Source organism: Sulfitobacter sp. R18_1 (genome assembly GCF_017743915.1).
In the GTDB taxonomy this organism is placed as follows: domain Bacteria; phylum Pseudomonadota; class Alphaproteobacteria; order Rhodobacterales; family Rhodobacteraceae; genus Sulfitobacter; species Sulfitobacter faviae.
Map to the genome: position 1 here is coordinate 85,092 of NZ_JAGHRG010000011.1, position 25,779 is coordinate 110,870.

27 protein-coding genes are annotated in these 25,779 nt (G+C 63.9%); 14 read left to right on the top strand and 13 right to left on the bottom strand.

Features of this window, described 5'->3' with window-relative positions; translation table 11 throughout:
- The first annotated feature begins 41 nt into the window (after window positions 1-41).
- Window positions 42-785: a DUF1194 domain-containing protein gene (locus J7392_RS19545; protein ID WP_209219027.1), complete on the top strand. Its 744-nt coding sequence runs from the start codon at window positions 42-44 to the stop codon at window positions 783-785.
- Here the strand turns inward: J7392_RS19545 and J7392_RS19550 are convergent.
- From J7392_RS19550 to J7392_RS19560, 3 genes are all read right to left on the bottom strand, one after another.
- Window positions 779-1,279, bottom strand: a complete 501-nt coding sequence (locus J7392_RS19550; RefSeq protein ID WP_067262129.1) for a winged helix DNA-binding protein — start codon at window positions 1,277-1,279, stop codon at window positions 779-781. The genes J7392_RS19545 and J7392_RS19550 overlap by 7 nt on opposite strands.
- 84 nt (window positions 1,280-1,363) lie before the next feature.
- The gene (locus tag J7392_RS19555; RefSeq protein WP_209219028.1) at window positions 1,364-1,630 is read right to left on the bottom strand and encodes a succinate dehydrogenase assembly factor 2; all 267 of its coding nucleotides are present in this window, start codon (window positions 1,628-1,630) and stop codon (window positions 1,364-1,366) included.
- Window positions 1,623-2,024, bottom strand: a complete 402-nt coding sequence (locus J7392_RS19560) for a helix-turn-helix domain-containing protein (protein WP_209219029.1) — start codon at window positions 2,022-2,024, stop codon at window positions 1,623-1,625. The genes J7392_RS19555 and J7392_RS19560 overlap by 8 nt, the downstream gene beginning before the upstream one ends.
- Window positions 2,025-2,109: 85 nt before the next feature.
- Here J7392_RS19560 and J7392_RS19565 point away from each other — a divergent pair, with 85 nt between their 5' ends.
- Window positions 2,110-3,312 (top strand): pyridoxal phosphate-dependent aminotransferase, encoded by a 1,203-nt coding sequence (locus J7392_RS19565; RefSeq protein ID WP_209219030.1) that lies wholly within the window; start codon window positions 2,110-2,112, stop codon window positions 3,310-3,312.
- Window positions 3,313-3,323: 11 nt separating this feature from the next.
- Window positions 3,324-3,725, top strand: a complete 402-nt coding sequence (locus tag J7392_RS19570; protein ID WP_067262135.1) for a hypothetical protein — start codon at window positions 3,324-3,326, stop codon at window positions 3,723-3,725.
- Between the two features lie 3 nt (window positions 3,726-3,728).
- Here J7392_RS19570 and J7392_RS19575 read toward each other — a convergent pair whose 3' ends face one another.
- On the bottom strand, window positions 3,729-5,084 hold the full coding sequence (locus J7392_RS19575; protein ID WP_209219031.1) for an MATE family efflux transporter: 1,356 nt from the start codon (window positions 5,082-5,084) through the stop codon (window positions 3,729-3,731).
- Window positions 5,085-5,233: 149 nt separating this feature from the next.
- Between J7392_RS19575 and J7392_RS19580 the strand changes: the two genes are divergently transcribed.
- The 6 genes from J7392_RS19580 to J7392_RS19605 all read left to right on the top strand — a co-directional run bounded on the left by J7392_RS19580 (window position 5,234) and on the right by J7392_RS19605 (window position 10,546).
- Window positions 5,234-6,121, top strand: coding sequence for an alpha/beta hydrolase (locus J7392_RS19580; protein ID WP_209219032.1), 888 nt, complete (start codon window positions 5,234-5,236; stop codon window positions 6,119-6,121).
- Between the two features lie 47 nt (window positions 6,122-6,168).
- A complete protein-coding gene (locus J7392_RS19585) occupies window positions 6,169-6,417 on the top strand; it encodes a hypothetical protein (protein WP_093926785.1) in 249 nt (82 codons plus the stop codon).
- On the top strand, window positions 6,414-6,791 hold the full coding sequence (locus J7392_RS19590) for a type II toxin-antitoxin system death-on-curing family toxin (protein ID WP_209219033.1): 378 nt from the start codon (window positions 6,414-6,416) through the stop codon (window positions 6,789-6,791). Before J7392_RS19585 ends, J7392_RS19590 begins: the two co-directional genes overlap by 4 nt.
- Before the next feature lie 95 nt (window positions 6,792-6,886).
- Complete coding sequence (gene parE / locus J7392_RS19595) at window positions 6,887-8,842, top strand: DNA topoisomerase IV subunit B (RefSeq protein WP_209219034.1); 1,956 nt, start codon at window positions 6,887-6,889, stop codon at window positions 8,840-8,842.
- A gap of 296 nt (window positions 8,843-9,138) precedes the next feature.
- Window positions 9,139-9,597, top strand: coding sequence for a hypothetical protein (locus J7392_RS19600; RefSeq protein ID WP_209219035.1), 459 nt, complete (start codon window positions 9,139-9,141; stop codon window positions 9,595-9,597).
- A 271-nt stretch (window positions 9,598-9,868) separates the two neighbouring features.
- Entirely contained in the window at window positions 9,869-10,546 is a 678-nt protein-coding gene (locus J7392_RS19605; protein ID WP_209219036.1) for a hypothetical protein, read from the top strand.
- A 1-nt stretch (window position 10,547) separates the two neighbouring features.
- Here J7392_RS19605 and J7392_RS19610 read toward each other — a convergent pair whose 3' ends face one another.
- Genes J7392_RS19610 through proS form a run of 4 tightly spaced genes read right to left on the bottom strand, consistent with a single transcriptional unit; the run spans window position 10,548 to window position 14,429 of the window.
- Entirely contained in the window at window positions 10,548-11,231 is a 684-nt protein-coding gene (locus tag J7392_RS19610; protein ID WP_209219037.1) for an ABC transporter ATP-binding protein, read from the bottom strand.
- Window positions 11,224-12,519: a lipoprotein-releasing ABC transporter permease subunit gene (locus J7392_RS19615; protein WP_209219038.1), complete on the bottom strand. Its 1,296-nt coding sequence runs from the start codon at window positions 12,517-12,519 to the stop codon at window positions 11,224-11,226. The genes J7392_RS19610 and J7392_RS19615 overlap by 8 nt, the downstream gene beginning before the upstream one ends.
- A gap of 54 nt (window positions 12,520-12,573) precedes the next feature.
- The gene (locus J7392_RS19620) at window positions 12,574-13,080 is read right to left on the bottom strand and encodes a DUF2937 family protein (protein WP_209219039.1); all 507 of its coding nucleotides are present in this window, start codon (window positions 13,078-13,080) and stop codon (window positions 12,574-12,576) included.
- Window positions 13,081-13,088: 8 nt separating this feature from the next.
- On the bottom strand, window positions 13,089-14,429 hold the full coding sequence (proS, locus tag J7392_RS19625; RefSeq protein ID WP_209219040.1) for a proline--tRNA ligase: 1,341 nt from the start codon (window positions 14,427-14,429) through the stop codon (window positions 13,089-13,091).
- A 201-nt stretch (window positions 14,430-14,630) separates the two neighbouring features.
- Between proS and J7392_RS19630 the strand changes: the two genes are divergently transcribed.
- From J7392_RS19630 to J7392_RS19645, 4 genes are all read left to right on the top strand, one after another.
- Window positions 14,631-15,713 (top strand): AI-2E family transporter, encoded by a 1,083-nt coding sequence (locus J7392_RS19630; protein ID WP_209219041.1) that lies wholly within the window; start codon window positions 14,631-14,633, stop codon window positions 15,711-15,713.
- A 1-nt stretch (window position 15,714) separates the two neighbouring features.
- Complete coding sequence (locus J7392_RS19635) at window positions 15,715-16,395, top strand: DnaA/Hda family protein (RefSeq protein ID WP_209219042.1); 681 nt, start codon at window positions 15,715-15,717, stop codon at window positions 16,393-16,395.
- A 61-nt stretch (window positions 16,396-16,456) separates the two neighbouring features.
- Window positions 16,457-18,631, top strand: coding sequence for an RNA degradosome polyphosphate kinase (locus J7392_RS19640; protein ID WP_209219043.1), 2,175 nt, complete (start codon window positions 16,457-16,459; stop codon window positions 18,629-18,631).
- 83 nt (window positions 18,632-18,714) lie between these two features.
- Window positions 18,715-20,298 (top strand): Ppx/GppA family phosphatase, encoded by a 1,584-nt coding sequence (locus J7392_RS19645; protein ID WP_209219044.1) that lies wholly within the window; start codon window positions 18,715-18,717, stop codon window positions 20,296-20,298.
- Here the strand turns inward: J7392_RS19645 and J7392_RS19650 are convergent.
- The 5 genes from J7392_RS19650 to scpA form a co-directional block, all read right to left on the bottom strand.
- Window positions 20,295-20,660 (bottom strand): hypothetical protein, encoded by a 366-nt coding sequence (locus tag J7392_RS19650; RefSeq protein WP_247744672.1) that lies wholly within the window; start codon window positions 20,658-20,660, stop codon window positions 20,295-20,297. The genes J7392_RS19645 and J7392_RS19650 overlap by 4 nt on opposite strands.
- 77 nt (window positions 20,661-20,737) lie before the next feature.
- Window positions 20,738-21,739, bottom strand: coding sequence for an endonuclease/exonuclease/phosphatase family protein (locus J7392_RS19655; RefSeq protein ID WP_209219046.1), 1,002 nt, complete (start codon window positions 21,737-21,739; stop codon window positions 20,738-20,740).
- Window positions 21,739-22,419, bottom strand: a complete 681-nt coding sequence (locus J7392_RS19660) for a molecular chaperone DjiA (RefSeq protein ID WP_067261634.1) — start codon at window positions 22,417-22,419, stop codon at window positions 21,739-21,741. The genes J7392_RS19655 and J7392_RS19660 overlap by 1 nt, the downstream gene beginning before the upstream one ends.
- 52 nt (window positions 22,420-22,471) lie before the next feature.
- Window positions 22,472-22,993 carry a GNAT family N-acetyltransferase gene (locus tag J7392_RS19665; RefSeq protein WP_209219047.1) on the bottom strand — a complete coding sequence of 174 codons (522 nt, stop codon included), beginning with the start codon at window positions 22,991-22,993 and terminating at the stop codon, window positions 22,472-22,474.
- On the bottom strand, window positions 22,993-25,134 hold the full coding sequence (gene scpA / locus J7392_RS19670; protein ID WP_209219048.1) for a methylmalonyl-CoA mutase: 2,142 nt from the start codon (window positions 25,132-25,134) through the stop codon (window positions 22,993-22,995). Before scpA ends, J7392_RS19665 begins: the two co-directional genes overlap by 1 nt.
- Window positions 25,135-25,299: 165 nt before the next feature.
- On the opposite strand from scpA, the gene J7392_RS19675 reads away from it, so the two are divergent.
- Entirely contained in the window at window positions 25,300-25,755 is a 456-nt protein-coding gene (locus tag J7392_RS19675) for a DUF4174 domain-containing protein (RefSeq protein ID WP_209219049.1), read from the top strand.
- The last annotated feature ends 24 nt before the right edge of the window (window positions 25,756-25,779 follow it).

Sequence of the window (25,779 nt, forward strand, 5' to 3'; positions counted from 1 at the left end):
CTCGGCCCGCGTTTTTCTGATGCCCTGCCGAAGGCAGAGAGATGATCCGCGCCGCCCTCGCCCTTTTTCTCACCCTATCAGGCCCGCAATGGGCCGAGGCCGCCTGTCGGCAGGCGCTGGCCTTGGGGCTGGACGTTTCTGGGTCTGTCGATGCGCGGGAGTATCGGTTGCAGATGGGCGGTTTGGCCGAGGCGTTGGACGATCCGCGCCTGCGGGACGCTCTTCTGGCGCGGCCCGGAGATCACGTCGATCTGATGGTCTATGAGTGGAGCGGGTCCAGCGATCAGCGGGTGATCCTGCCTTGGACGCCATTGCACGATGCCGCCGCGCTTGACGATGCCATCACCCTTTTGCGCAGCACCGAGCGGCGCGCGGCGTCGCCCGGTACGGCCTTGGGCGATGCGATGCAATTCGGCGCGCGGCAGTTGGCGGCGCGTTCGGACTGCCGGAAACACACGCTGGATATCTCGGGCGATGGTATCTCGAACTTCGGGCCGCGGCCCCGGGATATACGCAACAGCCTGCAAAACCAGCCCCTCGGGCCGCAGGGGCTGACCATCAACGGCTTGGTGATCGGCGCGAAAGACGCGGGCCTTGACGACAATGGACAGGCCGAGGTCGGCGCGCTGGCGTCATACTACCGGGCCGAGGTCATCCTCGGCCCCGGAGCTTTCGTTGAGACGGCAGAGGGGTTCGAAGACTACGCCCGCGCCATGACGCGAAAAATCCTGCGCGAATTGGACGGGCGGGCCTATGCCCAGCTCCCCCCTGCCCGCGATCAGTAGATATAGCGGATCTGATCCGTCCAATACCGCTCCATCCGTTTGAGCGAGCGGGTGATATCCTCGATCCCTGCATCCCCTAAGACGCCCTTGCTTTCCATTCCATCCGCATGGCGCGAGAAAAGATCGGCCACCACATCGCGGATATAGCGCCCCTTTTCGGTCAGGCGCACGCGCACGGAACGGCGGTCAATCTCGCAGCGCTGGTGGTGCATATAGCCCATTTCGACCAGTTTCTTGAGGTTGTAGCTGACGTTGCTGCCCTGATAGTAGCCGCGGCTTTTAAGCTCCCCCGCGGTGACCTCATTATCGCCGATGTTGAACAAAAGCAGCGCCTGCACCGCGTTGATCTCCAACACGCCGACGCGTTCGAATTCGTCCTTGATCACGTCCAGCAGCAAGCGGTGCAGCCGCTCGACCAAAGACAGGGACTCAAGATAGCCTGCCATGAAACCCTTTATGGCCATCGGCTGCGTGGCGGGGTCTTGAATGCTCATGCGAAATCTCCGGTTCACTCTGTTTGAACCGGAAACTCGCTAAAAAATCAGAATAATTCGTTAAACCCTTTCGGGTTTTTTGAATTAGCCCCGCGCCTCGGCCAATTGCCCGCGGATATCCGCGATCAATCCCGCATATTCGGCGGGTGCCTCTGCCTGTCCGCTGACCCAAAGATAGAGGTCGTGGTCATTCTCGTTCAGCATTTGGTCGTAAAGCGTGAGGCCCGCGTCATCCATCTGGGGCAACCGCGCCTCGGCATAGGCCGAGAGGATCAGGTCCATCTCCTTGATGCCCCGGCGCATAGAGCGCATTTGCAGGCGTTTGATCCGGTGTTCGGGGGCTTCAGCCATCTGCGGGCTCCGTCATGAGGCGCCGAATGCGCTTTTCCAATTTGCCGACAGTCTCGGCCTTTTTCAGCAGGTCGCTGCGCAGGGCGCGCATATCGGCCAGCACCTCTTCGAGGTCGACACGGCGCGCGGTCTCGCCCGCTTCGGGGGCATCGACGCCCTCCCCCTCGCCCGTGATCAGCCACATCATCGAGACATTGAGCAGCCCCGCCAGCATCGACAGCCGGTTGGCGCGCGGCTCTGACAGGTCGTCTTCCCAACCGCGCAGGGTGGACAGGCGCACGCCCAGCCGTTTGGCCAGCATCGCCTGTGTCATGCCGGTCTGTTCGCGGGCCGCCGCGACCCGGTCGCCAAAGGTGGCGGCCTCGGGGCCGTACCAGTCAATCTCGTCGGTCATGCTTCCTCTCCTGCCAGACACCCTTGCCGGGTGCGGGGACGCCCCCTATGAACGTGGAGATATTCATAAGCAACCCGAGGCTGAAATGGAACTGCTGTCCGCGACCCTTGATCGGGTCAAACCGTCGCCCACCATCGCCGTCACCACCAAAGCGGCAGAACTCAAGGCCGCGGGGCGCGACATCATCGCGCTTGGCGCGGGCGAGCCGGATTTCGACACGCCGCAGAACATCAAGGACGCAGCCGTGGCTGCGATCAACGCGGGCAAGACGAAATACACCCCCGTCGACGGCATCCCCGAGCTGAAACAGGCGATCTGCGCCAAGTTCAAACGCGACAACGGGCTCGACTACACGCCCGCGCAGGTCAGCGTCGGCACCGGGGGTAAGCAGATCCTCTACAACGCGCTGATGGCCACGATGAACCCCGGCGAAGAGGTCGTGATCCCCGCCCCCTATTGGGTCAGCTACCCCGACATGGTGCTCTTGGCGGGCGGCACGCCGGTCATCGCCCCCGCGACGCTGGAGAACGACTTCAAGCTCACCCCCGAGGCGCTGGAAGAGGCGATCACGCCTAAGACCAAGTGGTTCATCTTCAACTCCCCCTCGAACCCCACCGGCGCGGGTTACAGCCGCGACGAGCTGAAGGCGCTGACCGACGTGCTGATGCGCCACCCGCACGTCTGGGTGATGACCGACGACATGTATGAGCATCTCGCCTATGACGGTTTCGAGTTCTGCACGCCTGCGCAGGTGGAACCCGCGCTCTACGACCGCACGCTGACGGTCAACGGCGTGTCGAAAGCCTATGCCATGACCGGCTGGCGCATCGGCTATGCCGCGGGGCCGGAAAAGCTGATCGGGGCGATGCGCAAGATCCAGTCGCAGAGCACGTCGAACCCCTGTTCGGTCAGCCAATGGGCCGCTGTGGAGGCGCTGAACGGCACGCAGGATTACATCGCCGAAAACAACGAGACCTTCGTGCGCCGCCGCAATCTGGTGGTTAAGATGCTCTCGGCCATCGAGGGCATCACTTGCCCGACGCCCGAGGGAGCCTTCTACGTCTATCCCTCCATCGCCGGGCTGATCGGCAAGACCTCGGCGGCGGGCACCAAGATCACGGATGACGAGGCTTTTGCCACTGCTTTGCTTGAGGAAACCGGTGTTGCGGTCGTCTTTGGCGCGGCCTTCGGGCTTTCGCCGAATTTCCGGGTCAGCTACGCTACCTCGGATGAGGCGCTGAAAGAGGCGTGCAGCCGCATCCAGAGCTTCTGCGCCGGGCTGACGTAAGGGACAACACCATGGCGGGCGATCTTCCCGACTATTATTTCAGGGTCCGCGAGAATGGCGCGGCGGTGTTTCGGCTGGATGCCGCGAACCGCCAGCGCCGGATCGAGATGGAGCAGATCGCCGTCGTCAACATCCGCAACGGAGAGGTAAAGCCCCATGGGCAGCACCGTTTGACCGAGGCCGATCAGGCCGAGATTGCCCGCTGGACCAAGGCCCGCCGCGCGACCCTTGCGGCGCGCGAGATCGACGACATCCGCCGCGCCGTGGAGCATCTGAACCTCACCACCCAATGGGCGCAGTCCCGCGCCACGGACGCCGAGCTTGAGGCGGTGACGGATGAGTTGCTGCTGGCGATGCACGACCTGCGCAGCACGCTGGTGCGCAAAAAGGCGGATCGGATGGACCGGGGCTGAGGTCTAAACCGCCAGCCGCTTGACGATCACGTCCCAGAAACGCGCATTCAGCAGCAGCCCGGCCACCGCCAGCCCCGCCACCAGACCGGCCCAGATGCCCATAGCCCCGAAGCCCAGCACAAAGCCCAGCAGGTAGGAGCAGGGCATGCCGACGATCCAATAGCTGACCGCGGCCATGACCATCGGCACTTTGGTATCCTGCACCCCGCGCAACAGCCCAAGGGCCACCACCTGCGCCCCATCGACCAGTTGGAACAGCGCCGCCATCACCAGAAGCCCGGTGCCGATGGCAAGGATTTCAGGCCGCGCGGGCTCATCCTCTTGCATGAAGACCGAGATCAGCGGCTCGGGCCAGCCGACAAAACCGACCATGGTGAGCAGCGCAAAGACCAGCGACAGCACGGTCACGATCACCGCGCCGCGCTTCATATGCGGCACGTCGCGGCGGCCATAGGCATTGCCCGCGCGGATCGTGGCGACATTGCTCAGCCCCAGATGCACCATGAAGGTCAGCGAGGCGAGTTGAATCGCGATGCCATGTGCGGCCAGCGGGATCGTCCCCAGCCAGCCCATCATCAGCGAGGAGGCGGCGAAAAGCCCGACTTCGCTCAGCGTGGTCAGGCCAATCGGCAGGCCCAGCGTAAACACCCGCAGCAACATCTGCCCGTCCACCCGCCAAAGCCGCACGAACAGGCTGTGCTGCGGCAGGGCGATCAGCACATAGATCACCACCCCGATCAACGAGACGCATTGCGTCGTGACCGAGGCCACAGCCGCCCCCATCACGCCAAGCTCCGGCGCGCCCCAGTTGCCGAAGATCAGCGCGTAATTCGCCAACGCATTGACCCCGGCGGCCAGCAGGGTGATCCACAGCACCACCTGCGTGCGCTCCAAGGCGGCGAGGTAGGATTTCAGCACCATCACCAAGAGCGCAGGCACGATGCCCCAGCCTGCGACTTTGAGGTAATCGCCCGCCGTATCGGCAAGGTTGGGCCCCTGCCCCAGCAGGTCCAGCACCGCAGGCGACCAGATCATCGCGGGCAGCGCGATCATCGCAAAGCCCACCGACAGCCACAGCCCCATGCGCGTGGCGCGGCGCAGGCCAATCTCGTCATCCTCGGCGTCATAGGCGGCCACCAGCGGCATCACTGCCATGGCAAAGCCCGAGCCAAAGATGAACAGCACGAAGAAATAGGTACTGCCCAGCACCACCGCCGCCAGCGCTTCGACCGAATACCAGCCGAGCATGACGGTATCGGTCACGCCGATGGCCATCTGTGCCAGATGCCCGCCGATCAGCGGCAGGCCGAGTGTCAGGATCGCCCGGACGTGATTGCGGTTGGTCATTGTCTTGCTCATGACACGAGCCTTACGCCGGGTCGCTGCAAAGGGGAAGTGCGGTTTTTGCGCTCTGCCATGGGTTTGCGGCGGGTCGATGCCACTGTTTTGCCATGAAATCCTTGCGTCCGCGGCCCTTAACGGCAAAGCTGGTGGCAGGAGGGCTCGCGATGGAACCGACACGGACCGAAACCCGCCGCGTGAACGGTCAGGAGATTTTCATACGCCATTGGGGCGATGAGAACCTGCCGCCGCTTCTCATGCTCCATGGCTTTCCCGAATATGGCGGCGCATGGCGCGATCTGGCCCCGCTGCTGTGCCAAGACTTCCACTGCATCGCGCCCGACCAGCGCGGCTATGGCCAAAGCAGCGCGCCCGAGGGGATCGAACCCTATGCGATGGCGCACCTCATGGCCGATATGGCCGCTTTGATCGGCGACAGGCCAGTGACCGTCTTGGCGCATGATTGGGGGGCCTCCGTGGGCTACGCTTTGGCGATGTTCCGGCCTGAGCTGGTGGCCCGGCTGATCGTGCTCAACGGCGTGCATCCCGTGCCGTTTCAGCGCGCCATGGCCGCAGGCGGGGCGCAGTCGCGCGCCTCGCAATATATCAACGCCCTGCGCGCCGAAGGCAGCGCGGTGCAGCTGGCGCGGGACGATTTCGCGGGGCTGCTCGACCTTTTTTCCGCCAATATGGACCTCAGCTGGCTGACGCCCGCGCGGCTTGAGGACTACCGCGCGGAATGGGGGCGGCCGGGGCGGCTCAGGGCGATGATCAACTGGTATCGTGCCTCCCCCCTGCAAGTCGCCACGCCGGGCAAGCCCCTGAGCGACCTGCCAGAATTCCCGGTCGACCGTTTGCGCGCCCCCTGCCCGCATCTGCTGATCTGGGGAACGGAAGACACCGCTCTTCTGCCCGAAGCCACCGCCGGGTTGGAGGCTTTCGCGCCGGACCTCACCCGGGTCGAGATCGAAGGGGCGGATCATTGGCTGCACCACCAAAAGCCGTCAGAGGTGGCGGCGGCGGTGCTCGACTGGTGCAAACAGCGGCCCTTGTAAAATGGCCGAAATAATGTATATTCGTATATGCATTCAGGAGCCGCGCCATGACCCGCATTCACACCAACCACATCGCCACCATGACCGAAATGCGCGAGCCGCATAAGGTATTGGAACGCTCGGGCGGCAAGCCCGTGGCGGTGATGAAGAACTCGCGCTGCGTGGGCTATTTCGTACCCGCCGAGGCGACATTGCAAGAAGAGCCGCGCGTGGCCACGCTGGATGAGGTGATGGAGAGCATTGCCCGCAGGAAGCACATCAATCAGCCCGTTCTGGACTACCTCAAAGATAAATGACCTATGTGCTGCTTTCACCTGACCTCGTCGTCAGGATTCACGATTCCGCACTAAACCCAGGCGAGTTGGCCGGCATGGCCTTGGACAAATCGCTAGAAGGGGCATTGGCGCGGGTCGATAACCGGCTGGTCTACGGCATGATCGAAGATGTTTTCGACCTTGCCGCGGCCTATTGCGTGGCAGTTGCCACCGGGCATGTCTTTAACGACGCCAACAAGCGAACCGCGCATCTCGTTCTCGATATCTGCCTTGATCTCAATGGGGTGCAGCTTGACCACGAAACCATCGAGGCAGGCGATCTGATCCGCGAAGTGGCCCAAGGCCGCATCGATGAAGAGACCCTTGCCGATTGGCTGCGCGCCAAAGCTGGCTGACCGGGGCAAAACAGCAGCCCAAGACAAACCCGCGATTGCCCCCGGCGCGCGGGGCTGTCAAAATGGCCCCACCCACAAACAAAGAGCAGGCCCGCATGACCGACCTTCTTTCCGGCCAGGAACCCACCGAATACGATGCCTCCTCCATCGAAGTGCTGGAGGGGCTGGAGCCCGTCCGCAAACGCCCCGGCATGTATATCGGCGGCACCGATGAACGCGCGCTGCACCACATGGTGGCCGAAGTACTCGACAACTCGATGGACGAGGCGGTCGCGGGCCATGCCAACCGGATCGAGGTGGAGCTGAACGCCGATTACTCGGTCACCATCCGCGACAACGGCCGCGGCATCCCGATCGACCCGCACCCGAAGTTCCCGGACAAATCCGCGCTTGAGGTGATCCTCTGTACACTGCACGCGGGCGGCAAGTTCTCCGGCAAGGCCTATCAGACCTCGGGCGGTCTGCACGGCGTGGGCGCCTCGGTCGTGAACGCGCTGTCGGATTCCATGGTGGTGCAGGTCGCGCGCAACCGCGAGCTCTTCGAGCAGCGGTTCTCGCGCGGCATCCCGCAAGGCCCGGTGGAGAAGATCGGCGCGGCACCTAACCGCCGCGGCACCACCGTCACTTTCCACGCCGACGAACAGATTTTCGGCGCGCACCGCTTCAAGCCCGCACGCCTGCTCAAGATGGTGCGCTCCAAGGCCTATCTCTTTTCCGGCGTCGAGATCCGCTGGAAGTCCGAGATCGAGGACGGCGACACCCCGATGGAGGCGACCTTCCACTTCCCCGGGGGCCTCGCCGATTACCTGCGCGAGACGCTGGGCAAGGCCACGACCTACGCCGAGAACCCCTTTGCCGGGACGGTCGACTTTCAGGAACGTTTCGGCGTGCCGGGCAAGGTTGAATGGGCGATCAACTGGACGCCCGCGCGCGACGGTTTCATCCAGTCCTATTGTAACACCGTCCCCACGCCCGAGGGCGGCACCCATGAGAGCGGCTTCTGGGCCGCGATCCTGAAAGGCATCCGCGCCTATGGCGAGCTGGCCAACAACCGCAAGGCCAAGGACATCACCCGCGACGACCTGATCACCGGGGGCTGCGCGCTGGTGTCCTGCTTCATCCGAGAGCCGGAATTCGTCGGCCAGACCAAGGACCGTTTGGCCACCACCGAGGCGCAGCGACTGGTCGAAAACGCAGTCCGCGACCATTTCGACAACTGGCTGGCGGCAGACACAAAATCCGCGGGCGCGATCCTCGACTTCCTCGTCCTGCGCGCCGAGGAGCGGATGCGCCGCAAGCAGGAGAAGGAAACCGCCCGCAAATCCGCCACCAAGAAGCTGCGCCTGCCCGGCAAGCTGACCGATTGCACCAGCAAGTCGCGTGAGGGCACCGAGCTTTTCATCGTTGAGGGCGACAGCGCCGGCGGCTCCGGCAAGGGCGCGCGCAACCGCAACACGCAGGCGCTGCTGCCGCTGAAGGGCAAGATCCTCAACGTGCTGGGCGCGGCCTCGAGCAAGCTGTCGACTAACGCCGAGATCAACGACCTGTGCGAGGCGCTCGGCGTCGGCATGGGCACGAAGTTCAACCTCGACGATCTGCGCTACGACAAGATCATCATCATGACCGACGCCGACGTCGACGGCGCGCATATCGCGTCCCTGCTGATGACTTTCTTCTTCACCCAGATGCGCCCGCTCATTGACGCGGGGCACCTGTATCTGGCCTGCCCGCCGCTCTTCCGCCTGACCCAAGGCGCCAAGCGGGTCTATTGCCTCGACGAGGCGGAAAAGAACATGTGGCTGGAGAAGGGCCTCGGCGGCAAAGGCAAGATCGACGTCAGCCGCTTCAAGGGTCTGGGCGAGATGGACGCGAAGGACCTCAAGGAAACCACGATGGACCCCGAGACCCGCAAGCTCATCCGCGTGACCGTGGACGAGGACGTGCCGGGCGAGACCGGGGATCTGGTGGAGCGGCTGATGGGGAAGAAGCCGGAGATGCGGTTTGCGTATATTCAGCAGAACGCGCAGTTTGTGGAGGAGTTGGATGTTTGAGGGGTAGGACGCCACCTGCCGCGATCGCACGCCAACTTCGTCAAGAAGCTGGATTTGGGTGCGCCGTCTGCGGCTGTCCAATTATTGAATACCATCATATTATTGAATGGCGTGAAGAAAAGCACTTCAAACCAGAACATATGGTTGCCCTTTGCCCGAGTCATCACTCGGAGTATGGAAAACTTCCCAAAGCTAAGTCCTACTCAGCCAAAGCCAATCCAATCAATATTCGCAACGGAAAGATAAGTGGGTACCTCGGCGGGAATCGAGAACAGAGAGTTCTTAGGTTAGGCTCAATGATCGTAGAAGATTGCGTCTCAGCAATAGACTACGGGGGAAACTCGATTATCGGATATCGACAGATAGACGGAGAGTTCAGACTAAACGTCTTTATTCCTGATGAAGAATTTTGGCCCGAGGTCGAAATAAAGCAAAACGTTATGGCCGCTAGCATCGGGCAGTTCTGGGACATCGAGTTTAAGACAAATTGGGTGAAGTTCCGCCGCGCAAAAGGGAACGTATTCTTAACAATCGACTTCCGAGGGGATGAGGTGGAAATCGACGGAGAGCTGAATTTAGGAGGAAACCTAGTTTCGCTATCTGAAGCACAAAACCGCATGGGTGGCGGAACCTTCAAGAACGTTCGAATGCGAAATTGCCATACAGCATTAGCCATAGGTCCAGACGGGCGTGTTTTCCGTCCAAACTACGCAATGCGGTCTCCACGAGCTTGGTATATGCCTAGGGCGCTCTAGCCTCGCCCGGGCCACGCCCGTCCGGGGCTCCGCCCGTTCCGACCTCAAACTCTCCCCCGGGAGAGTTTGCGAGACGGTCTTCACCCTCCCCCACGTGGAGGGCGCACATGCGTGCCCCCCGGCGGCTTGCGCCGCCTTCCGGGCTGCAAAGGTCCACTGGACCTTTTCCAAGTAGCCCTCCGGCCCGAGGTCGGGCGCGGCCCTACTGTTTCGCGACCGCACCCCCAACTTCCCCCTTGATCCGCCGCCTCCCCCGCGCCTAACTCACCCCATGATCCGCGCGCTTCTCCTCCTGCTCCTCCTCACCGCCTGCGGTCGACCGCTGACGGACAACGAACGCGCCTATCTCGCCACCATCCATGGCCCCACCCTCGACTACGAGCGCGTGCGTCTGCACGATGGCGCGCCCACCCGCGCGGTCACCTTCCGCCGCAAGCCGCGCCCGCGCACCACCTGCCGCGAGCGTATCCTGCCGCCGCAGGTGGGCGAGACCGTCACCTCGAAGCCCGCCGCCGTGGCGCTCTTCAATCATGTGCTCTTCGACAAGGATTGGTACCTCGAGGATTACCTGCCCGATCACCCCGACCGCATCGGGCTGATCGCCGCCATGCTGCTGGCGCATGAGATCACCCATGTCTGGCAATGGCAGAACCGCGAGTTCACCGGCTATTCGCCCCTGCGCGCGGCCTCCGAGCAATTCACCAGTCCGGACCCCTACCTCTTCGACGTGGATACCAAGCCGCGGTTTCTCGACTTTGGCTATGAGCAACAAGGCTCGATCGTGGAGGAATTCGTCTGCTGCCGCGCGCTCGACCCGCAGGCGCCGCGCACCAAGCGGCTGCATGCGATGCTGTCGGAGGTCATGCCCGTGCCCCCCCTGCCCCAAAGCCGCCCCTATGACGTGGGCCTGCCCTGGGACGGGGTCGAGTTAGAAAACATCTGCGGCTGAGTCAGACCGGCACCAACTGCCCCGCGTCGAGCCGGATTTGCCGGTCCATCCGGGCCGCCAGTTCGAGGTTATGGGTAGCGATCACCGCCGAAAGCCCGGTGCCGCGCACCAGCGCCATCAGCGCGGCAAAGACCTGATCCGAGGTCGAAGGGTCGAGGTTGCCCGTGGGTTCGTCCGCCAGCAGAAGCCGCGGCGCGTTGGCCAGCGCCCGGCAAAAGGCCACCCGCTGCTGCTCGCCGCCCGACATGGCGGCGGGGCGGTGATCGGCACGCTCGGCAATGCCGACCTGCGTCAGAAGCTCCCGCGCCCGCGCCCCGGCCTCCTTGCGCGCCACGCCATTGGCCAGTTGCGGCAGCACGATGTTTTCCAGCGCCGTGAACTCTGGCAGCAGGTGGTGGAACTGGTAGATGAAGCCCACGTCCGCGCGGCGCACGGCCGTGCGGCGGCGGTCGCTCTGGCCTGTCAGGTCATCGCCCGTGATCTCCACAGTGCCGCTGTCGGCGGTGTCCAAAAGCCCCGCGATATGCAGCAGCGTCGACTTACCCGCCCCGGAGGGCGCGACCAGCGCCACCACCTCGCCGGGGGCCACCTCAAGGTCGATGCCGCGCAGCACCTGCACCTCATTGGGTGCACCGGGGTTATAGGCCTTGGAAATGCCGCTCAGGCGCAGGACGGGATCATTCATAGCGCAGGGCCTCCACCGGGTTCATCCGCGCCGCGCGGCGGGCGGGAAAGATCGTGACGACGAAGGAAAGACCAAGCGACAGCGCCACGGCCGAGAGCACATCGCCCAGTTGCAGTTTCGCAGGCAGGAAATAAATGCCGCGGATCGAAGCGTCCCAGGCATTGCCGCCGCTGAGGTAGTTCACGAAGCCGAAGATCTGGTCGACGTAAGTGGCAAACAGTACCCCCAGCACCACGCCCGCCGCGGTGCCGATGATGCCCGTGAAGGCCCCGCAGATGAAGAACACCCGCAGCACAGAGCCCTCAGACAGCCCCATGGTGCGCAGGATGCCGATGTCGCGGCCCTTGTTCTTGACCAGCATGATCAGCCCCGAGACGATGTTCATCGCCGCGATCAGCACCAAGACGCTGAGGATCACGAACATCACCCGGTCCTCGATGTCGAGCGCCGAGAGGAAGGAGCTTGAGGCGTCGCGCCATGTCCAGACCTGCGCGCGCTCGCCCGCCGCCTGCATCACCGCGGGCGCCATGGCATCCACGCCTTCCGGGTCTTCGACCATAACCTCCAGCTCATCCGCCACGCCCTCGCGGTTGAAAAAGCTCTGCGCCTCGGTGATAGGCAGGTAAACCCTTGTTTTATCAATATCGTAGCGCCCGGCAGAGAAGATATAGACCACCTCATAGGCATTGACCCGCGGGCTGGTGCCAAAGGCGGTCTTTACCCCGTTGGGCGAGATCAGCTTGACGCTATCGCCGACCTGCACGCCCAAGGCCTGCGCCACGCCGCTGCCGATGGCCATGCCCTCTTCAAAACGCGTGATGTCACCGAAAGAACGCTCTGAGGGCTGGATGCCGGGGATGGTCATCAGGTCATCCGAAGCGATGCCGAAAACCTCGACCCCCGCGTTCGACTGGCGGCGGTTGGCCATGACCTGTTGCCGCACCAGCGGGGCCACGCGGGTCACGCCTTCGACGGCTGCCACCCGCTCGGCCATTGCCTCGTAATCGTCGATGGTGCGGTCGATCTGGCCGTTGGGCAGCACCTCCCCCATCGTGTAGACGGTGACATGGGCATTGGCCCCGAGGATCGTGTCGACGAACTCGGCCCTGAACCCTGAGCGGACCGAAAGCGTGGCGATCAGCGCAAAGACCGCCAACGTGATGCCGATGAGGCTGATCCACGTCATAACGCTGACGCCTCCTTCGGCGCGGCGGGCGCGCAGGTAGCGCCAAGCGATCATCCATTCAAAGGCCGCGAATGGGGCGGTGCGTGTGGGTTTGCTGGCCATGCGGGAAGGCTCCGGTCTGAGGTGCGCGCAACCTGAGGCTTTGCCCCAGCAGGGTCAAGAACGCAATGCCCGGCGGCGGCGGAAGCGCGCGGGCCATGTGGGCAGCCACAGCAGCAGGCGGGTGAGACTGGCCCCCGTGATGAGCCCCAAACCGGCGAAGAGCCATTCGGCACGGCTGCGCGGGGCGGTGGGGGCAAAGCCGCGCAGGGCGGCGCGCAAAGCTTCGGCATCCGGGCTGCGCCATAGCAGATAGCAGCGCAGGAACGGGCCCGCTGATTGGAGCCTCGGCAATGTGGCCTCAAGCCACCCTCGCCGTTCGATGTTGCGGCGCATGTCCCAGCCCCGGCGCTCTAGCAGCGCCGATCCGCGCAGCCGCGCCACGGCGTCTTCCCGCACCAGCCCTGCGGCCTGCGCGGCGGCATCAAAATCCGCCACGACTTTGGCGAGGCGCTGCTCTGCCGCCTCGAGCTGAAACACATAGGCCCGGGTGAACCCCGGGCCTTGTGCGGCAATGCCTGCGCTTACGATCCCACCGGCCAATGTCAGCGCCCGCAGGATCATCGCGGCCCTCAGACGATACCGGCGTAGATCTTGGCGATCTTCTCAACCGCCTGTTCGGGCGGTAGCTCCTCGCTCTCACCCGTGCGGCGGCTGGTGAGTTCGACCACGCCGTTCTTCAGCCCGCGCGGGCCGACGGTGATGCGCCATGGCAGACCGATGAGGTCCATCGTGGCGAACTTCATCCCCGCCCCGCCCTTGCGGTCGTCATACAGCGGATCGAGGCCCAGCGCCTTGAGGCTCTTGTAAAGCGCGTCGCAGGCCGCGTCGGCCTCCGCATCGCCCTGTTTGAGGTTCACGATCCCCGCATGGAAAGGCGTCACCCCCTCGGGCCAGATGATGCCCTTGTCGTCATGGCTGGCTTCGATTATCGCGCCCAGCAGACGGCTGACGCCGATGCCGTGGCTGCCCATATGCACCGGCACCTGTTTGCCGTCGGGGCCTTGCACCTTGGCGTTCATCGCGTCGGAATATTTGGTGCCAAAATAGAAGATTTGCCCCACTTCGATGCCGCGGGCGGTGCGCTGGCGTTCTTCCGGTACCTTGGCAAATACCTCCGGATCATGGGTCTCATCCGTGCGGGCGTAGCGGGAGGTAAACTCCTCCAGCACCGCGCGGCAGGCGTCGTGATCATTGGGGTCGATCTCGCGGTCGCCAAAGGTCAGGTCGGTGATCTCGCTGTCATAGAAAACCTCCGACTCGCCCGTTTCAGCCAGCACGAGGAACTCATGCGTGTCATCGCCGCCGATGGGGCCAGAGTCGGCGCGCATCGGGATCGCTTGCAGGCCCATCCGCTCATAGGTGCGCAGGTAACTGACCAGATGGCGGTTATAGGCGTGCAACGCGTCTTCTTTGGTGAGGTCGAAGTTGTAGCCGTCCTTCATCAGGAACTCACGGCCCCGCATCACGCCGAAACGCGGGCGAATCTCGTCACGGAACTTCCATTGGATGTGGTAGAGCGTCAGCGGCAGGTCTTTGTAAGAGCCGACATGGCTGCGGAAGATATCGGTGATCATCTCTTCGTTGGTGGGACCGTAGAGCATGTCGCGGTCCTGCCGGTCGCGGATGCGCAGCATCTCGGGGCCATAGGCGTCATAGCGGCCCGACTCCTTCCACAGGTCCGCCGATTGCAGCGTCGGCATCAGCATCGGGATATGGCCCACGCGCTGCTGCTCTTGGTGCACGATCTCTTCGACCTTGCGCAGCACCTTGTAGCCCAGCGGCAGCCAAGAATAGATCCCCGCGCTGGATTGCTTGATCATCCCCGCCCGCAGCATCAACCGGTGGCTGACGATCTGCGCCTCGGCAGGGTTTTCCTTCAGCACGGGTAGAAAATATTGGGACAGACGCATGGTGTTTCCTCATTGACGCATTGCCCCCTGACTAGTGCATGTCAAAGGGCGAGACAATCACATCGCTGAGGTCGGGCGGCCCGCTGGGCCAGTTCCACCGCTTGCCCGTTCCGCGCCTTTGACGCGCGCGCCACCCGCAGCCAAGGCTTGAAACGAAACGCCACATGGGCGATGTGATGGCATTCCCTGCCGGAGAGCGCCATGGCCCTGCCAATCAGAGACCAATTGAAGTACTGGGGCATCGCGGCAGCGGTGTTCATGGTGGCGCTGTGGTTCATCGGCGATGTGATGCTGCCCTTCCTGCTGGGCGGGGCGATTGCCTATTTCCTCGACCCCGTGGCCGACCGGCTTGAGCGTTTGGGCCTCAGCCGCACCATGGCCACCGCCGTCATCACCGTGGTGGCGCTTTTGGTCTTCGTGCTGATGGCGCTTTTGGTGATCCCGACGCTGGTCAATCAGACCGTGAACCTGATCGAGACCGCGCCCAAGCTCACCCGCAATTTCACCGATTTCATCACCGACCGTTTCCCCTCTCTCTTGGATGACGATTCGACGCTGCGCACCTCGCTGACGACACTGGGCACCACCATTCAAGAGCGCGGCGGGCAATTGCTGCAAACCGCGCTGGCCTCCTTTGCGTCGCTGATCAACGTCCTGCTCTTGTTCGTCATCGTCCCGGTGGTCGCGGTGTACCTGCTGCTCGATTGGGACCGTATGGTCGCCGCGGTCGACCGGCTGCTGCCGCGAGACCATGCCCCGACGATTCGCCAATTGGCGCGCGAGATTGACGCGACGTTGGCCTCTTTCGTGCGCGGCATGGGCACGGTCTGCTTGATCCTTGGCACCTATTACGCCGTGGCGCTGATGCTGGTGGGGCTGCAATTCGGCCTCGTCGTCGGCTTTGTCGCGGGGCTGGTCACCTTCATCCCCTACCTCGGCGCATTAATCGGCGGGGCGCTGGCGATCGGTCTGGCGTTGTTTCAATTCTGGGGGGATTGGCTTTCCATCGGTCTCGTCGCGGGCATCTTCGTGCTGGGCCAAGTGGTCGAGGGAAACCTGCTGACACCAAAGCTCGTGGGTAATTCGGTCGGGCTGCACCCGGTCTGGCTGCTGCTGGCGCTGTCGGTCTTCGGCACGCTCTTCGGCTTCGTGGGCCTCTTGGTTGCAGTGCCCGTGGCCGCCGCCATCGGCGTGATCGCGCGTTTTGCCACGGCGCGCTACCGCGAAAGCGTGCTCTACAAAGGCCGCGAGCCTGAAACGACCGTCGACGAGGACATCCGCTAACATGGCCCACCAACTCGGGTTGAACCTGCCCAGCCGAACGGCTCTGGGCCGCGACGCTTTCTTTGTCGCGCCTTCCAACGCCATGGCCATGGCGATGATCGACGGCTGGCGCGGTTGGGCGGGCGGCAAGCTGGCGCTGACCGGGCCGCAAGGCTCAGGCAAGACACATCTGACGCATGTCTGGGCGGACCTTTCGGGCGCGCGGATCATCAGTGCGGCGGACCTGCTGGAGGCCGACATTCCCGCCCTCGCCCGTGCTCCCGTGGCCGTGGAGGACGTGCATCTAATCGCCGGGGACGCGGCCGCGCAAACGGCGCTGTTCCATCTGCACAACCTCGTGCTGGCCGAAGGTCAGGCGCTCTTGCTCACCGGCACCGGGCCGGTGGCGCATTGGGGCCTTACGCTGCCCGATCTGGTCAGCCGGATGCGCGGCGCCACGATGGTCGAGATGGAGGCACCCGACGATGCGCTGCTCTCGGCCCTGCTGGTCAAACTGCTGGCCGACCGGCAACTGACGCCGAAACCGGAACTGATCAATTACCTGATGACCCGGATGGATCGTTCCTTTGCCGCCGCCATCGCGCTGGTCGACCGGCTGGATGCTGCCAGCCTTGCGCAGAAGCGCCCCCTGACCCGCGCACTGGCCGCGCAGGTGCTGGACATCGCCCCGCCTCGCGCGTGATACTGGAATAATTAACGCAAGCCTTCGCAAACCCGTTACATTCCAATGTCATGAGGCCCGCATGACCCAAGCTGATTTCCTGCAAGCGCCCTTTCCGCCCGCCACCGATCTGCCCGATCTCGACACCGCCGGGCCGGGCCGGTTCTTTAACCGTGAGCTGAGCTGGCTCGACTTTAACTGGCGCGTGCTGGAAGAAGCCGAGAACCCGCGCGTGCCGCTGTTGGAGCGGCTGCGCTTCCTGTCGATCTCGGCAACCAATCTAGACGAATTCTATACCGTGCGCGTGGCGGGCCTGCGCGAGCTTGCACAGGCGGGCAACACCACCGCCGCCGCCGATGGGCTGAGCCCCGGTGAGCAACTGGTGTTGATCAACGAAGACGCGCGCAACCTGATGATGTCCCAGCAACGGGTGCTGGTCGATCTCATGGCCGAGATGGACGCGCAGAACATCATGCTGGAGCGCACGGCCGACCTGACCGAGGCCGATCACAAACATCTCGAAGGGGTGTTCCTCAACCAAGTCTTCGCCGTGCTCTCGCCGCTGGCCATCGACCCCGCGCACCCCTTCCCCTTCATTCCCAACACTGGCTACGCGCTGGCGCTGCAACTGGAGCGCACCCGCGACAAACGCCCGCTACAGGCGCTTTTGCCGATCCCGGCGCAGATCGACCGTTTCGTGCCTCTGCCCGCCCCCGATGGCTGCCTGCGCTATCTGCCGCTTGAAGATCTGCTGATCATCAATATCCCCAACCTCTTTCCGGGCTACAAACTCAAGGCGCATTTCGAATTCCGCGTGCTGCGCGACAGCGATCTTGAGGTGGAGGATGAGGCCGAAGACCTCGTGCGGGAATTCGAGGTCGCGCTGAAACGCCGCCGCCGGGGCGAGGTCGTGCGCCTGACCCATTCCGCAGGCGCGCCGGAAAAGCTGAAGTCCGTCGTCATGCGCGAGCTTTGCGTGCGCCCCCAAGACGTGATCGAGATCGACGGCATGTTGGGCATCGCCGACCTGTCGAAACTGGTGACCGATGCCCGGCCTGACCTGCTCTGGCCGCAGTTTACCCCCCGCGTGCCTGAGCGGGTCAGCGACCATGACGGCGATATGTTCGCGGCGATCCGACAGAAAGACATGCTGCTGCACCACCCTTACGAGACCTTCGACATGGTGGTGCGTTTCCTTGCCCAAGCGGCGCGCGACCCGGATGTGGTGGCGATCAAGCAGACGCTCTACCGCACCTCGCGCGACAGCCCCATTGTCAGCGCGCTTTGCGAGGCGGCGGAGGATGGCAAATCGGTCACCGCGCTGGTCGAGCTGAAGGCCCGCTTTGATGAGGCCGCCAACATCCGCCAATCGCGCCGGTTGGAGCGGGCGGGCGCGCATGTGGTCTACGGTTTTCTCGACCTCAAGACCCACGCCAAGATCTCGACCGTGGTGCGCCGCGAGGGTGATCAATTGGTGACCTATACCCACTACGGCACCGGCAACTACCACCCGATCACCGCGCGGATTTATACGGACCTGTCGCTCTTTACCTGCGACTCGAGCCTTGGGCGCGATGCGACGAAAGTGTTCAACTTCCTGTCGGGCTACGCCCCGCCGGAGCAGTTGGAAAACCTCGCCATCTCCCCCACGACGCTGAAGCCGCGCCTGCTTGAGATGATCCGGGCCGAGGCCGAACATGCCCGCGCCGGACGCCCCGCCGTGATCTGGGCCAAGATGAACGCGTTGATCGACGCTGAGGTGATCGACGCGCTGTATGACGCGAGCCAAGCCGGGGTGGAAATCAGCCTCGTCATTCGCGGCATCTGCGGGCTGCGCCCCGGGGTGAAGGGGCTGTCGGACAACATCCGCGTCAAATCCATCATCGGGCGCTTTTTGGAGCACAGCCGCATCGTCTGTTTCGGCAATGGCCACGGGCTGCCACACAAGAAGGCGCGGGTCTTCATGTCTTCTGCCGATTGGATGGGCCGCAACCTGAACCGCCGGGTCGAGACATTGGTCGAGATCGAAAACCCCACCGTCAAGGCGCAGATCACCAGCCAGATCATGGCGGCCAATCTGGCTGACGTGGCGCAAAGCTGGGTCATGGGGCCGGATGGCAAATTCACCCGCCCGGCGATCCCCGAAGGCACTTTCGCCTTCAACTGCCACCGCTTTTTCATGGAAAACCCCTCGCTCTCGGGCCGGGGCAGCGCCGGGGCCTCGGATGTGCCCAAGCTGACCCATACCGAGGATTGACCGGCAAGCGCCCCTTTGGCAATTGACCTCACCGCCCCCCTGCGCCAATTATCCAGTGAAACGGATGGCCCGCAGGAGCATTGATGGCAGACCAGACCGACCCTTCCCGAGCCGCCCCCGTCCCTGAGACGGGTGTGGCGGAACTGGGCCTTTTCGGAAAACCCTTGTTTCAGGATCCGGGCGCGCGGGCGCTGGCCCGCGTCGGCGTGGTGGATGTGGGGTCGAACTCCGTCCGGCTGGTGGTCTTTGACGGCGCGGCGCGCTCTCCGGCCTATTTCTACAACGAAAAGATCATGTGCGCCTTGGGCGCGGGCATGGCCGAGACCGGGCATCTGTCGCCCGAGGGGCGCGCCCGCGCGCTCTCGGCCCTGCGGCGGTTCAGCAAATTGGCCGATGGCATGGGCCTGTCAGAGCTTACCGTCGTCGCCACGGCGGCGGTGCGTGATGCCAGCGACGGGCGCGCCTTCTGCGCCGATGTGCTGCGCGAGACCGGGTTGCGCATCTGGGTGATCGACGGGGAGGAAGAGGCGCGGCTCTCGGCGCAAGGGGTGCTTTTGGGCTGGCCCGGTGCTTACGGCCTCGTCTGCGACATCGGCGGCTCTTCGATGGAGCTTGCCGAAATATCGGGCGGGCGCGTCGGGCGGCGGGTCACCTCGCAGCTTGGCCCGCTCAAGCTGCGCGACCTCAAGGGCGGCGCCAAGGGGCGGCACGCGCATATCAAAGAGGTCATCACCGGGCTTCAGGAAAAGATGGGCAGCCAGCGTGACCGGCTGTTCCTTGTGGGCGGCTCTTGGCGGGCGATCGCGCGGATCGACATGTACCGCCGGGGCTATCCGCTGCATGTGCTGCATGAATACCGCATGACCGTGACCTCGGTTCGCGAGACGGTGAAGTTCATTCAAACTTCCGACCTTGAGGAATTGCGCAATGCCTGCGGCGTCTCCGCCAGCCGGATGTCGCTTGTGCCCTACGCCGCCGAGGTGCTGAGCCGTCTGGTCAAAACCTTCCGGCCCAAGGACATCGCCATTTCCAGCTACGGCATCCGCGAAGGCATGCTTTATGAGCAGATGCCGCAGCGCCTGCGCGACCGGGATCCGCTGATCGAAGCCTGCTATTTCGCCGAGGCCAAAGACGCGCGGATGCCCGGTTTCGGCAAGGTGCTCTATAACTTCATCCTGCCGCTCTACCGCTCTGCCCCCCACGCCCGTAGGCGTTTGGTCAAAGCGGCCTGCCTTTTGCACGACGTAAGCTGGCGCGCGCATCCCGACTACCGGGCCGAAACCTGTTTTGACAATGCCACCCGCGCCAATCTCGGCGGGCTGAAACACGCCGAACGCATCTACCTCGGGCTGGCCCTGTTGCACCGCTATTCCAACAAGCGTGAGAACACCCGTTTCGAAGACCTCTATGAGATGGTCGATGAAAAGACCCGGTTGGAGGCCGAAATCCTTGGCAAGGCCATGCGCTTTGGTGCGATGCTCTGGATGGACAAGGGCGAACAGCGCGGCGAACTGCGCTGGTTCCCCAAGAAAAAGCAGTTGGAACTGTGGCTCACCCCCGACATGGTCCCCCTTTTCGGAGAGGTCGCAGAGGCGCGGCTGAACTCACTCGCCAAATCGCTTGAGGCAGAGGTGCATGTTCGGACCGGCAAACGCGCCGCGCGTTAAAGCTCGATCTGCGGCACGGGTTCGGTTGGGGTCTCAGGCGGGACCATCGGGTGATCGGGCTTGCGGCGGATGATGATATCGCCGTTGGGCTGCATCTCGGGCGCTTGATAGGCGCTCCAATCCTCGACCTCGTCCAAGAGTTCCGTAAGCTTCGGCCCCATCTCCCGCGCGAAATCGCGCAGCGCGGGGCGCATGGCCTCGGTGAACCCTTCAAACCCCTCCATGACCGGGCCCATCTCATCCATGATCCCGTCCATGAACATCTGCGCGCCGCGCTCCATCAGGCCGAGACCGCGTTCTTCGGATTCTTCCTGCGCATGGGCTGCGAGGGGCAGCACCGTACAAAGGGCGATAAGGGGCATAAAGCGTGTCATGGGATTGAGGTAGGCGGCGCCGCGCGCATGTCCAGTCTTACGCCTCGCCGCTGGCAGCCCCCCGCCTAAAGATCGACATCCAGCGTGACTGGGAAGTGATCCGAGGCGGCCAGCAGCGCATCACGCAGGGCGACGTTTTGCCAGCAGGCCGGATCATCCATCGGATGCCAAATCCACCAGCGGGCCGCAGGGGCGGCGATCTGCGGGCTGACCATGATGTAGTCCAGCAGCGCCTGAAGATAGCGTTCCTCCGGCGCGATCCAGAAACGCGCGCTGGTCGGCGCGGCCCCCAAACGGCGGCTGAGCGCCTGTTTGGCATGGGGGTCGAACAGCGCCGCTGGCCCCTGCCCCAGCACGATCTCGACCGAGGACCGCCCGAAGAGGCTTTCGAATTCATCCAGCCCCGGCCCGTCGTTCAGATCGCCCAAGACCATCACGGGCCGTTCCGCCGCCAAATGCATGTCGATCCGCCGCCTCAGCCAGATCGCCTGCGCCAATTGCTTGCGCCGATTGGCGATGGCGATGCGCAGCACATCGGCCTCGGACTTGGCCCCATGGGGCGCTTTGGATTTGAGATGTGCGCCGATCATCTGAAAAGCGAAACCGGCCTTCGTGGTCACCTCCAACTCCAAGGGCGGCTTGGAAAAGACCACCGCGTCTTCCGTCGCATCCACGTCAAGGTCGATCCGCAGCGTCTGGTCAAAGCGCGGGGCATTAGTGGCACCCTGAGGTACATGGCGGGCGCTGAGCTTGTCGGGATCATAGAGCAGCGCAATCTCTTGCTCGGTATCGTTGGAAAACCCCATGACAGCGGCCCGCGTGCGCAGGGAAAACCGGGCGGCGAAATGCTCAAGCGCCGCCACGGTGGATTGCCGCCGCCCGTGGTTCGGCGCTTCGATCACCATGACCGCATCGGCATCCAGCGCGCTAAACACTCGGCCCAAAGCTGCAGTCTGCTGCGCACGGGTCACCCCGTGCCGCCCGGCCCAAGCGTCATCGTCGTAAAGCCGGTTGTCATTGTCAAAAAGGCTCGCGAACCACTCAACATTGTAGGTCGCGATGCGCATCAAGCGTGTTTGCCCGAGAGCGTTTCCCATGCGCGGTTGATGTCGATCATGCGTTTCTCGGCCATCTTGATTGCCTCTTGCGGCAGGCCGCGCGCCACCAGCGCGTCGGGATGGTTCTCGCGCACCAGCCGCCGCCAGGCGCGGCGGGCCTCTTCCAACGTCGCATTGGGGCCGATGCCCAGAACCGTGCGCGGCAGGGGCGAGCTATCGGGCACGAAACGCGCTTTGAGCGAGGCGAAAGCCTCTTCATCCATGCCGAAAATCGCGGCCACATCCTCAAGAAAGGCGTTCTCGTTGGGGTGGTAGATGCCATCGGCCATCGCGATGTGAAACAGCCCCTCCATCAGGTCATGCAGGGTCTGGGGCTGGTCGCTGAACATCCGCGCGATGCGGCGGGCGTAATCCTCGAAACCGGTCACGTCTTGGCGGGCAAGGTTAAAGACCCGCGCCGCCCCCTCCTGATCCGCTTCGGCGATCTGGAACACTTCGCGAAAGGCGGTCACCTCATCGCGGGTCACCAGCCCATCGGCCTTGGCCATCTTGGCGCCAAGCGCGATCACCGCGATGGTAAAGGCGACCGAGCGCTCGGGCGGGCTGCGCAGCCGGTCAAAGACAGCCGACAGCCCTTCGCCCGCGGTGAGGGCTGACAGAGCTTCGGAGATGCGCGTCCAGATCGACATGGGCTGACCCTTTGGTATTCGGCCCCCAGCTTAACCGCTGGCATCGGGGAAGTCAGGATGCAGGCAGCGTTTTTTGCATCAAGATGAGATCGAGCCATTGCCCATGTTTGCGCCCCACCTCGAGCATCCGCCCGACCTGCGCAAAGCCCAGTCTTTCATGGAACGTCACTGCGCCGGGATTGGCGCTGCTGATCGCGGCGACCATGGTGTGACGGCCCTGCGCCGCTGCCGCCTCTATGGCCTGTGTCATCAGGTCGCGGCCCAGCCCCCGCCCCTGCGCCGCCTCGGACAGGACGATGCTATGCTCCACCGTCGCCGCATAGCCCGGCCCGCCCCGAAAGCTGCCATAGGTGACAAAGCCCAGCACCACACCGTCCCCTTCGGCCACCCAAAAGGCATCTGCCCGGGCGGCGATCAGCGCCGCGATCTCCTCGCGCGTCTTTTCGTCGGTCGTGAAGGTCGACAGGCTGCCACGGATCATGCCGTTCCACAGCGCCGCCACGGCGGCGGCGTCCTGCGCCAAAGCGGGGCGGATCACGCCGTCCTTCCGGGCGGCGCTCCCGTCTTCTTGCATCACTTCCGCGTCTCGCGGATCAGCTTCAGGATGTCCTGCGCGGCGGTCGGGATATTGGTGCCCGGCCCAAAGATCGCCTTCACGCCCGCGTCTTGCAGGAACTTGTAATCCTGCTGCGGGATCACCCCGCCGCAGATCACGAGGATATCCTCTGCGCCCGCATCCTTCAGCGCCTGAATAAGCTGCGGCGCCAGTGTCTTATGCCCCGCCGCTTGGCTGGAGATGCCGATGACATGCACGTCGTTGTCCACGGCGTCCTGCGCGGCCTCCGCAGGCGTCTGGAACAACGGGCCCACGTCCACGTCAAAGCCGATATCGGCAAAGGCAGTGGCGATCACCTTGGCACCGCGGTCGTGGCCGTCCTGACCCATCTTGACCACTAACATACGCGGGCGACGGCCCTCGGCCTCGGCGAACTCATCGACCGATTTCTGAATGTCGGCAAAGCCCGCGTCGCCTTCGTAGGCCGCGCCATAGACACCCGAGAGCGTCTTGACCTCGGCCCGGTGCCGTCCGAATTCCTTTTCCATCGCCATGCTGATTTCCCCCACTGTGGCGCGTGCGCGCGCGGCCTCGACCGCGGCGTCGAGCAGGTTGCCGCCCTCGGCCGCCCGCCGTGTCAGTTCCGCCAAGGCGGCGGTGCAGGCCTCTTCGTCGCGCTCGGCGCGGATGCGCTCCAGACGCGCCACCTGTCCTGCGCGCACCTTGACGTTGTCGACGTCGAGAATGTCGATCGGCTCTTCCTTGTCGCGGCGGTACTTGTTGACGCCCACGATCACCTCGGTGCCGCGGTCGATGCCTGCCTGACGCTGGGCCGCGGCTTCTTCGATCCTGAGCTTGGGCATGCCCGAGGCCACGGCCTTGGTCATGCCGCCCATCTCCTCGACCTCCTCGATCAGCTTCCACGCCGCCTCGGCCAGATCGGCGGTCAGTTTCTCAACGTAGTAGCTGCCCGCCAGCGGGTCGACGACATTGGTGATGCCGGTCTCTTCCTGCAGGATCAGCTGGGTGTTCCGGGCAATGCGCGCGGAATGGTCGGTGGGCAGGCCGATGGCCTCATCCAGCGAGTTGGTGTGCAGCGACTGGGTGCCGCCCAAGACTGCCGAAAGCGCCTCGTAGGCCGTACGGACTACGTTGTTGTAAGGGTCTTGCTCGGCAAGGCTGACGCCGGAGGTCTGGCAGTGGGTACGCAGCATCGAAGACTTGGGGTTCTTCGGCTCGAACTCCTCCATCACCCGCGACCAGAGCAGACGTGCGGCGCGCAGCTTGGCGGCCTCCATGAAGAAGTTCATGCCGATGGCGAAGAAGAACGACAGCCGCGGCGCGAAGCGGTCGACGTCCATCCCCGCCGCAATCGCCGTGCGCACATATTCGCGCCCGTCCGCGATGGTGAAGGCCAGTTCCTGCACGAGGTTCGCGCCCGCCTCCTGCATGTGGTAGCCCGAGATCGAGATCGAGTTGAACTTCGGCATGTGGTCCGAGGTATATTCGATGATGTCCCCGATGATCCGCATCGACGGCTCCGGCGGGTATACATAGGTGTTGCGCACCATGAATTCCTTAAGGATGTCGTTCTGGATCGTGCCCGAGAGCTTGGCCCGATCATGGCCCTGCTCTTCGCCCGCGACGATGAAATTGGCGAGGATCGGGATCACCGCGCCGTTCATCGTCATGGAGACCGAGACCTGATCGAGCGGGATGCCGTCGAAGAGGATTTTCATGTCCTCGACCGAGTCGATGGCCACGCCCGCCTTGCCGACATCGCCCTCAACGCGGGGGTGGTCACTGTCATAGCCGCGGTGGGTGGCGAGGTCGAAGGCGACGGAGACACCCTGCTGGCCTGCCGCCAAGGCACGGCGGTAAAAGGCGTTGGATTCCTCCGCCGTGGAGAAACCCGCATATTGCCGGATCGTCCAAGGGCGGCCCGCATACATCGTGGCCTTCACGCCGCGCGTAAACGGCGCCTCGCCGGGGATGCTGCCGAGATGCTCCAGACCGTCCACGTCCTCGGCGGTGTAAAGCGGCTGGACGTCGATCCCCTCCAGCGTCTTCCACGTCAGATCGTCAAGGCTGCGCCCGCGCAATTCGCCGGTAGCCAGTTCCTGCCAACGCGCCTTCGCGTCCTTTTGGTCGGATGTCATATGCTTGTCCTTCTCCCTTAGCGCCCGGCGGCAGGCATCGGCCTGCGCAACTGGGGCGGCTGAATTGTCAAAGGCCGCGCCCTTAGGGGGATAAATACCCCCTGCGGCGCTTTGCCCTTCGCAAACTGGCACAGGCCCCCTATATTTGAGGGGACAGGAGCCTTGATGAAACGTTTGATCTCACTAGTTTTTGCAGGATTGATGACCACGGCGGCCATGGCCCAAGGGGCCGATGCCCCGGTGGAGGACCCACTGTTCATGCCTGCCGATATGGCCGATCTCAGCACCTTCCAATGGACCAAACGGCCCGTGCTGGTCTTTGCCAATTCCGAGAACGACCCCGCCTTCGTCGCGCAGATGGAATACCTCCGCGAGCGCGAGGACGAGTTGCGCCTGCGCGATGTCGTCGTGCTGACCGATACCGACCCCGCCGCGCGAAGCCCGCTGCGGCTGCGGATGCGCCCGCGTGGTTTCATGCTGGTGCTGGTCGACAAGGAAGGCCAGATCGAGCTGCGCAAACCCTTCCCTTGGGACGTGCGCGAGATCACCCGCAGCATCGACAAGATGCCGCTGAGGCAGCGAGAGATCAGAGAGGCGAAGGAGCGCGGCGTCAACCGCTGATGCCCCGCGCCCTGCCCGCCCTGA

What these genes read in the sequence shown, in the direction of transcription:
- J7392_RS19545 (WP_209219027.1), top strand. Translation starts at nt 42, where the DNA reads ATGATCCGCGCCGCCCTCGCCCTTTTTCTCACCCTATCAGGCCCGCAA.
- J7392_RS19550 (WP_067262129.1), bottom strand. Translation starts at nt 1,279, where the DNA reads ATGAGCATTCAAGACCCCGCCACGCAGCCGATGGCCATAAAGGGTTTC.
- J7392_RS19555 (WP_209219028.1), bottom strand. Translation starts at nt 1,630, where the DNA reads ATGGCTGAAGCCCCCGAACACCGGATCAAACGCCTGCAAATGCGCTCT.
- J7392_RS19560 (WP_209219029.1), bottom strand. Translation starts at nt 2,024, where the DNA reads ATGACCGACGAGATTGACTGGTACGGCCCCGAGGCCGCCACCTTTGGC.
- J7392_RS19565 (WP_209219030.1), top strand. Translation starts at nt 2,110, where the DNA reads ATGGAACTGCTGTCCGCGACCCTTGATCGGGTCAAACCGTCGCCCACC.
- J7392_RS19570 (WP_067262135.1), top strand. Translation starts at nt 3,324, where the DNA reads ATGGCGGGCGATCTTCCCGACTATTATTTCAGGGTCCGCGAGAATGGC.
- J7392_RS19575 (WP_209219031.1), bottom strand. Translation starts at nt 5,084, where the DNA reads ATGAGCAAGACAATGACCAACCGCAATCACGTCCGGGCGATCCTGACA.
- J7392_RS19580 (WP_209219032.1), top strand. Translation starts at nt 5,234, where the DNA reads ATGGAACCGACACGGACCGAAACCCGCCGCGTGAACGGTCAGGAGATT.
- J7392_RS19585 (WP_093926785.1), top strand. Translation starts at nt 6,169, where the DNA reads ATGACCCGCATTCACACCAACCACATCGCCACCATGACCGAAATGCGC.
- J7392_RS19590 (WP_209219033.1), top strand. Translation starts at nt 6,414, where the DNA reads ATGACCTATGTGCTGCTTTCACCTGACCTCGTCGTCAGGATTCACGAT.
- parE (WP_209219034.1), top strand. Translation starts at nt 6,887, where the DNA reads ATGACCGACCTTCTTTCCGGCCAGGAACCCACCGAATACGATGCCTCC.
- J7392_RS19600 (WP_209219035.1), top strand. Translation starts at nt 9,139, where the DNA reads ATGATCGTAGAAGATTGCGTCTCAGCAATAGACTACGGGGGAAACTCG.
- J7392_RS19605 (WP_209219036.1), top strand. Translation starts at nt 9,869, where the DNA reads ATGATCCGCGCGCTTCTCCTCCTGCTCCTCCTCACCGCCTGCGGTCGA.
- J7392_RS19610 (WP_209219037.1), bottom strand. Translation starts at nt 11,231, where the DNA reads ATGAATGATCCCGTCCTGCGCCTGAGCGGCATTTCCAAGGCCTATAAC.
- J7392_RS19615 (WP_209219038.1), bottom strand. Translation starts at nt 12,519, where the DNA reads ATGGCCAGCAAACCCACACGCACCGCCCCATTCGCGGCCTTTGAATGG.
- J7392_RS19620 (WP_209219039.1), bottom strand. Translation starts at nt 13,080, where the DNA reads ATGATCCTGCGGGCGCTGACATTGGCCGGTGGGATCGTAAGCGCAGGC.
- proS (WP_209219040.1), bottom strand. Translation starts at nt 14,429, where the DNA reads ATGCGTCTGTCCCAATATTTTCTACCCGTGCTGAAGGAAAACCCTGCC.
- J7392_RS19630 (WP_209219041.1), top strand. Translation starts at nt 14,631, where the DNA reads ATGGCCCTGCCAATCAGAGACCAATTGAAGTACTGGGGCATCGCGGCA.
- J7392_RS19635 (WP_209219042.1), top strand. Translation starts at nt 15,715, where the DNA reads ATGGCCCACCAACTCGGGTTGAACCTGCCCAGCCGAACGGCTCTGGGC.
- J7392_RS19640 (WP_209219043.1), top strand. Translation starts at nt 16,457, where the DNA reads ATGACCCAAGCTGATTTCCTGCAAGCGCCCTTTCCGCCCGCCACCGAT.
- J7392_RS19645 (WP_209219044.1), top strand. Translation starts at nt 18,715, where the DNA reads ATGGCAGACCAGACCGACCCTTCCCGAGCCGCCCCCGTCCCTGAGACG.
- J7392_RS19650 (WP_247744672.1), bottom strand. Translation starts at nt 20,660, where the DNA reads ATGCCCCTTATCGCCCTTTGTACGGTGCTGCCCCTCGCAGCCCATGCG.
- J7392_RS19655 (WP_209219046.1), bottom strand. Translation starts at nt 21,739, where the DNA reads ATGCGCATCGCGACCTACAATGTTGAGTGGTTCGCGAGCCTTTTTGAC.
- J7392_RS19660 (WP_067261634.1), bottom strand. Translation starts at nt 22,419, where the DNA reads ATGTCGATCTGGACGCGCATCTCCGAAGCTCTGTCAGCCCTCACCGCG.
- J7392_RS19665 (WP_209219047.1), bottom strand. Translation starts at nt 22,993, where the DNA reads ATGCAAGAAGACGGGAGCGCCGCCCGGAAGGACGGCGTGATCCGCCCC.
- scpA (WP_209219048.1), bottom strand. Translation starts at nt 25,134, where the DNA reads ATGACATCCGACCAAAAGGACGCGAAGGCGCGTTGGCAGGAACTGGCT.
- J7392_RS19675 (WP_209219049.1), top strand. Translation starts at nt 25,300, where the DNA reads ATGAAACGTTTGATCTCACTAGTTTTTGCAGGATTGATGACCACGGCG.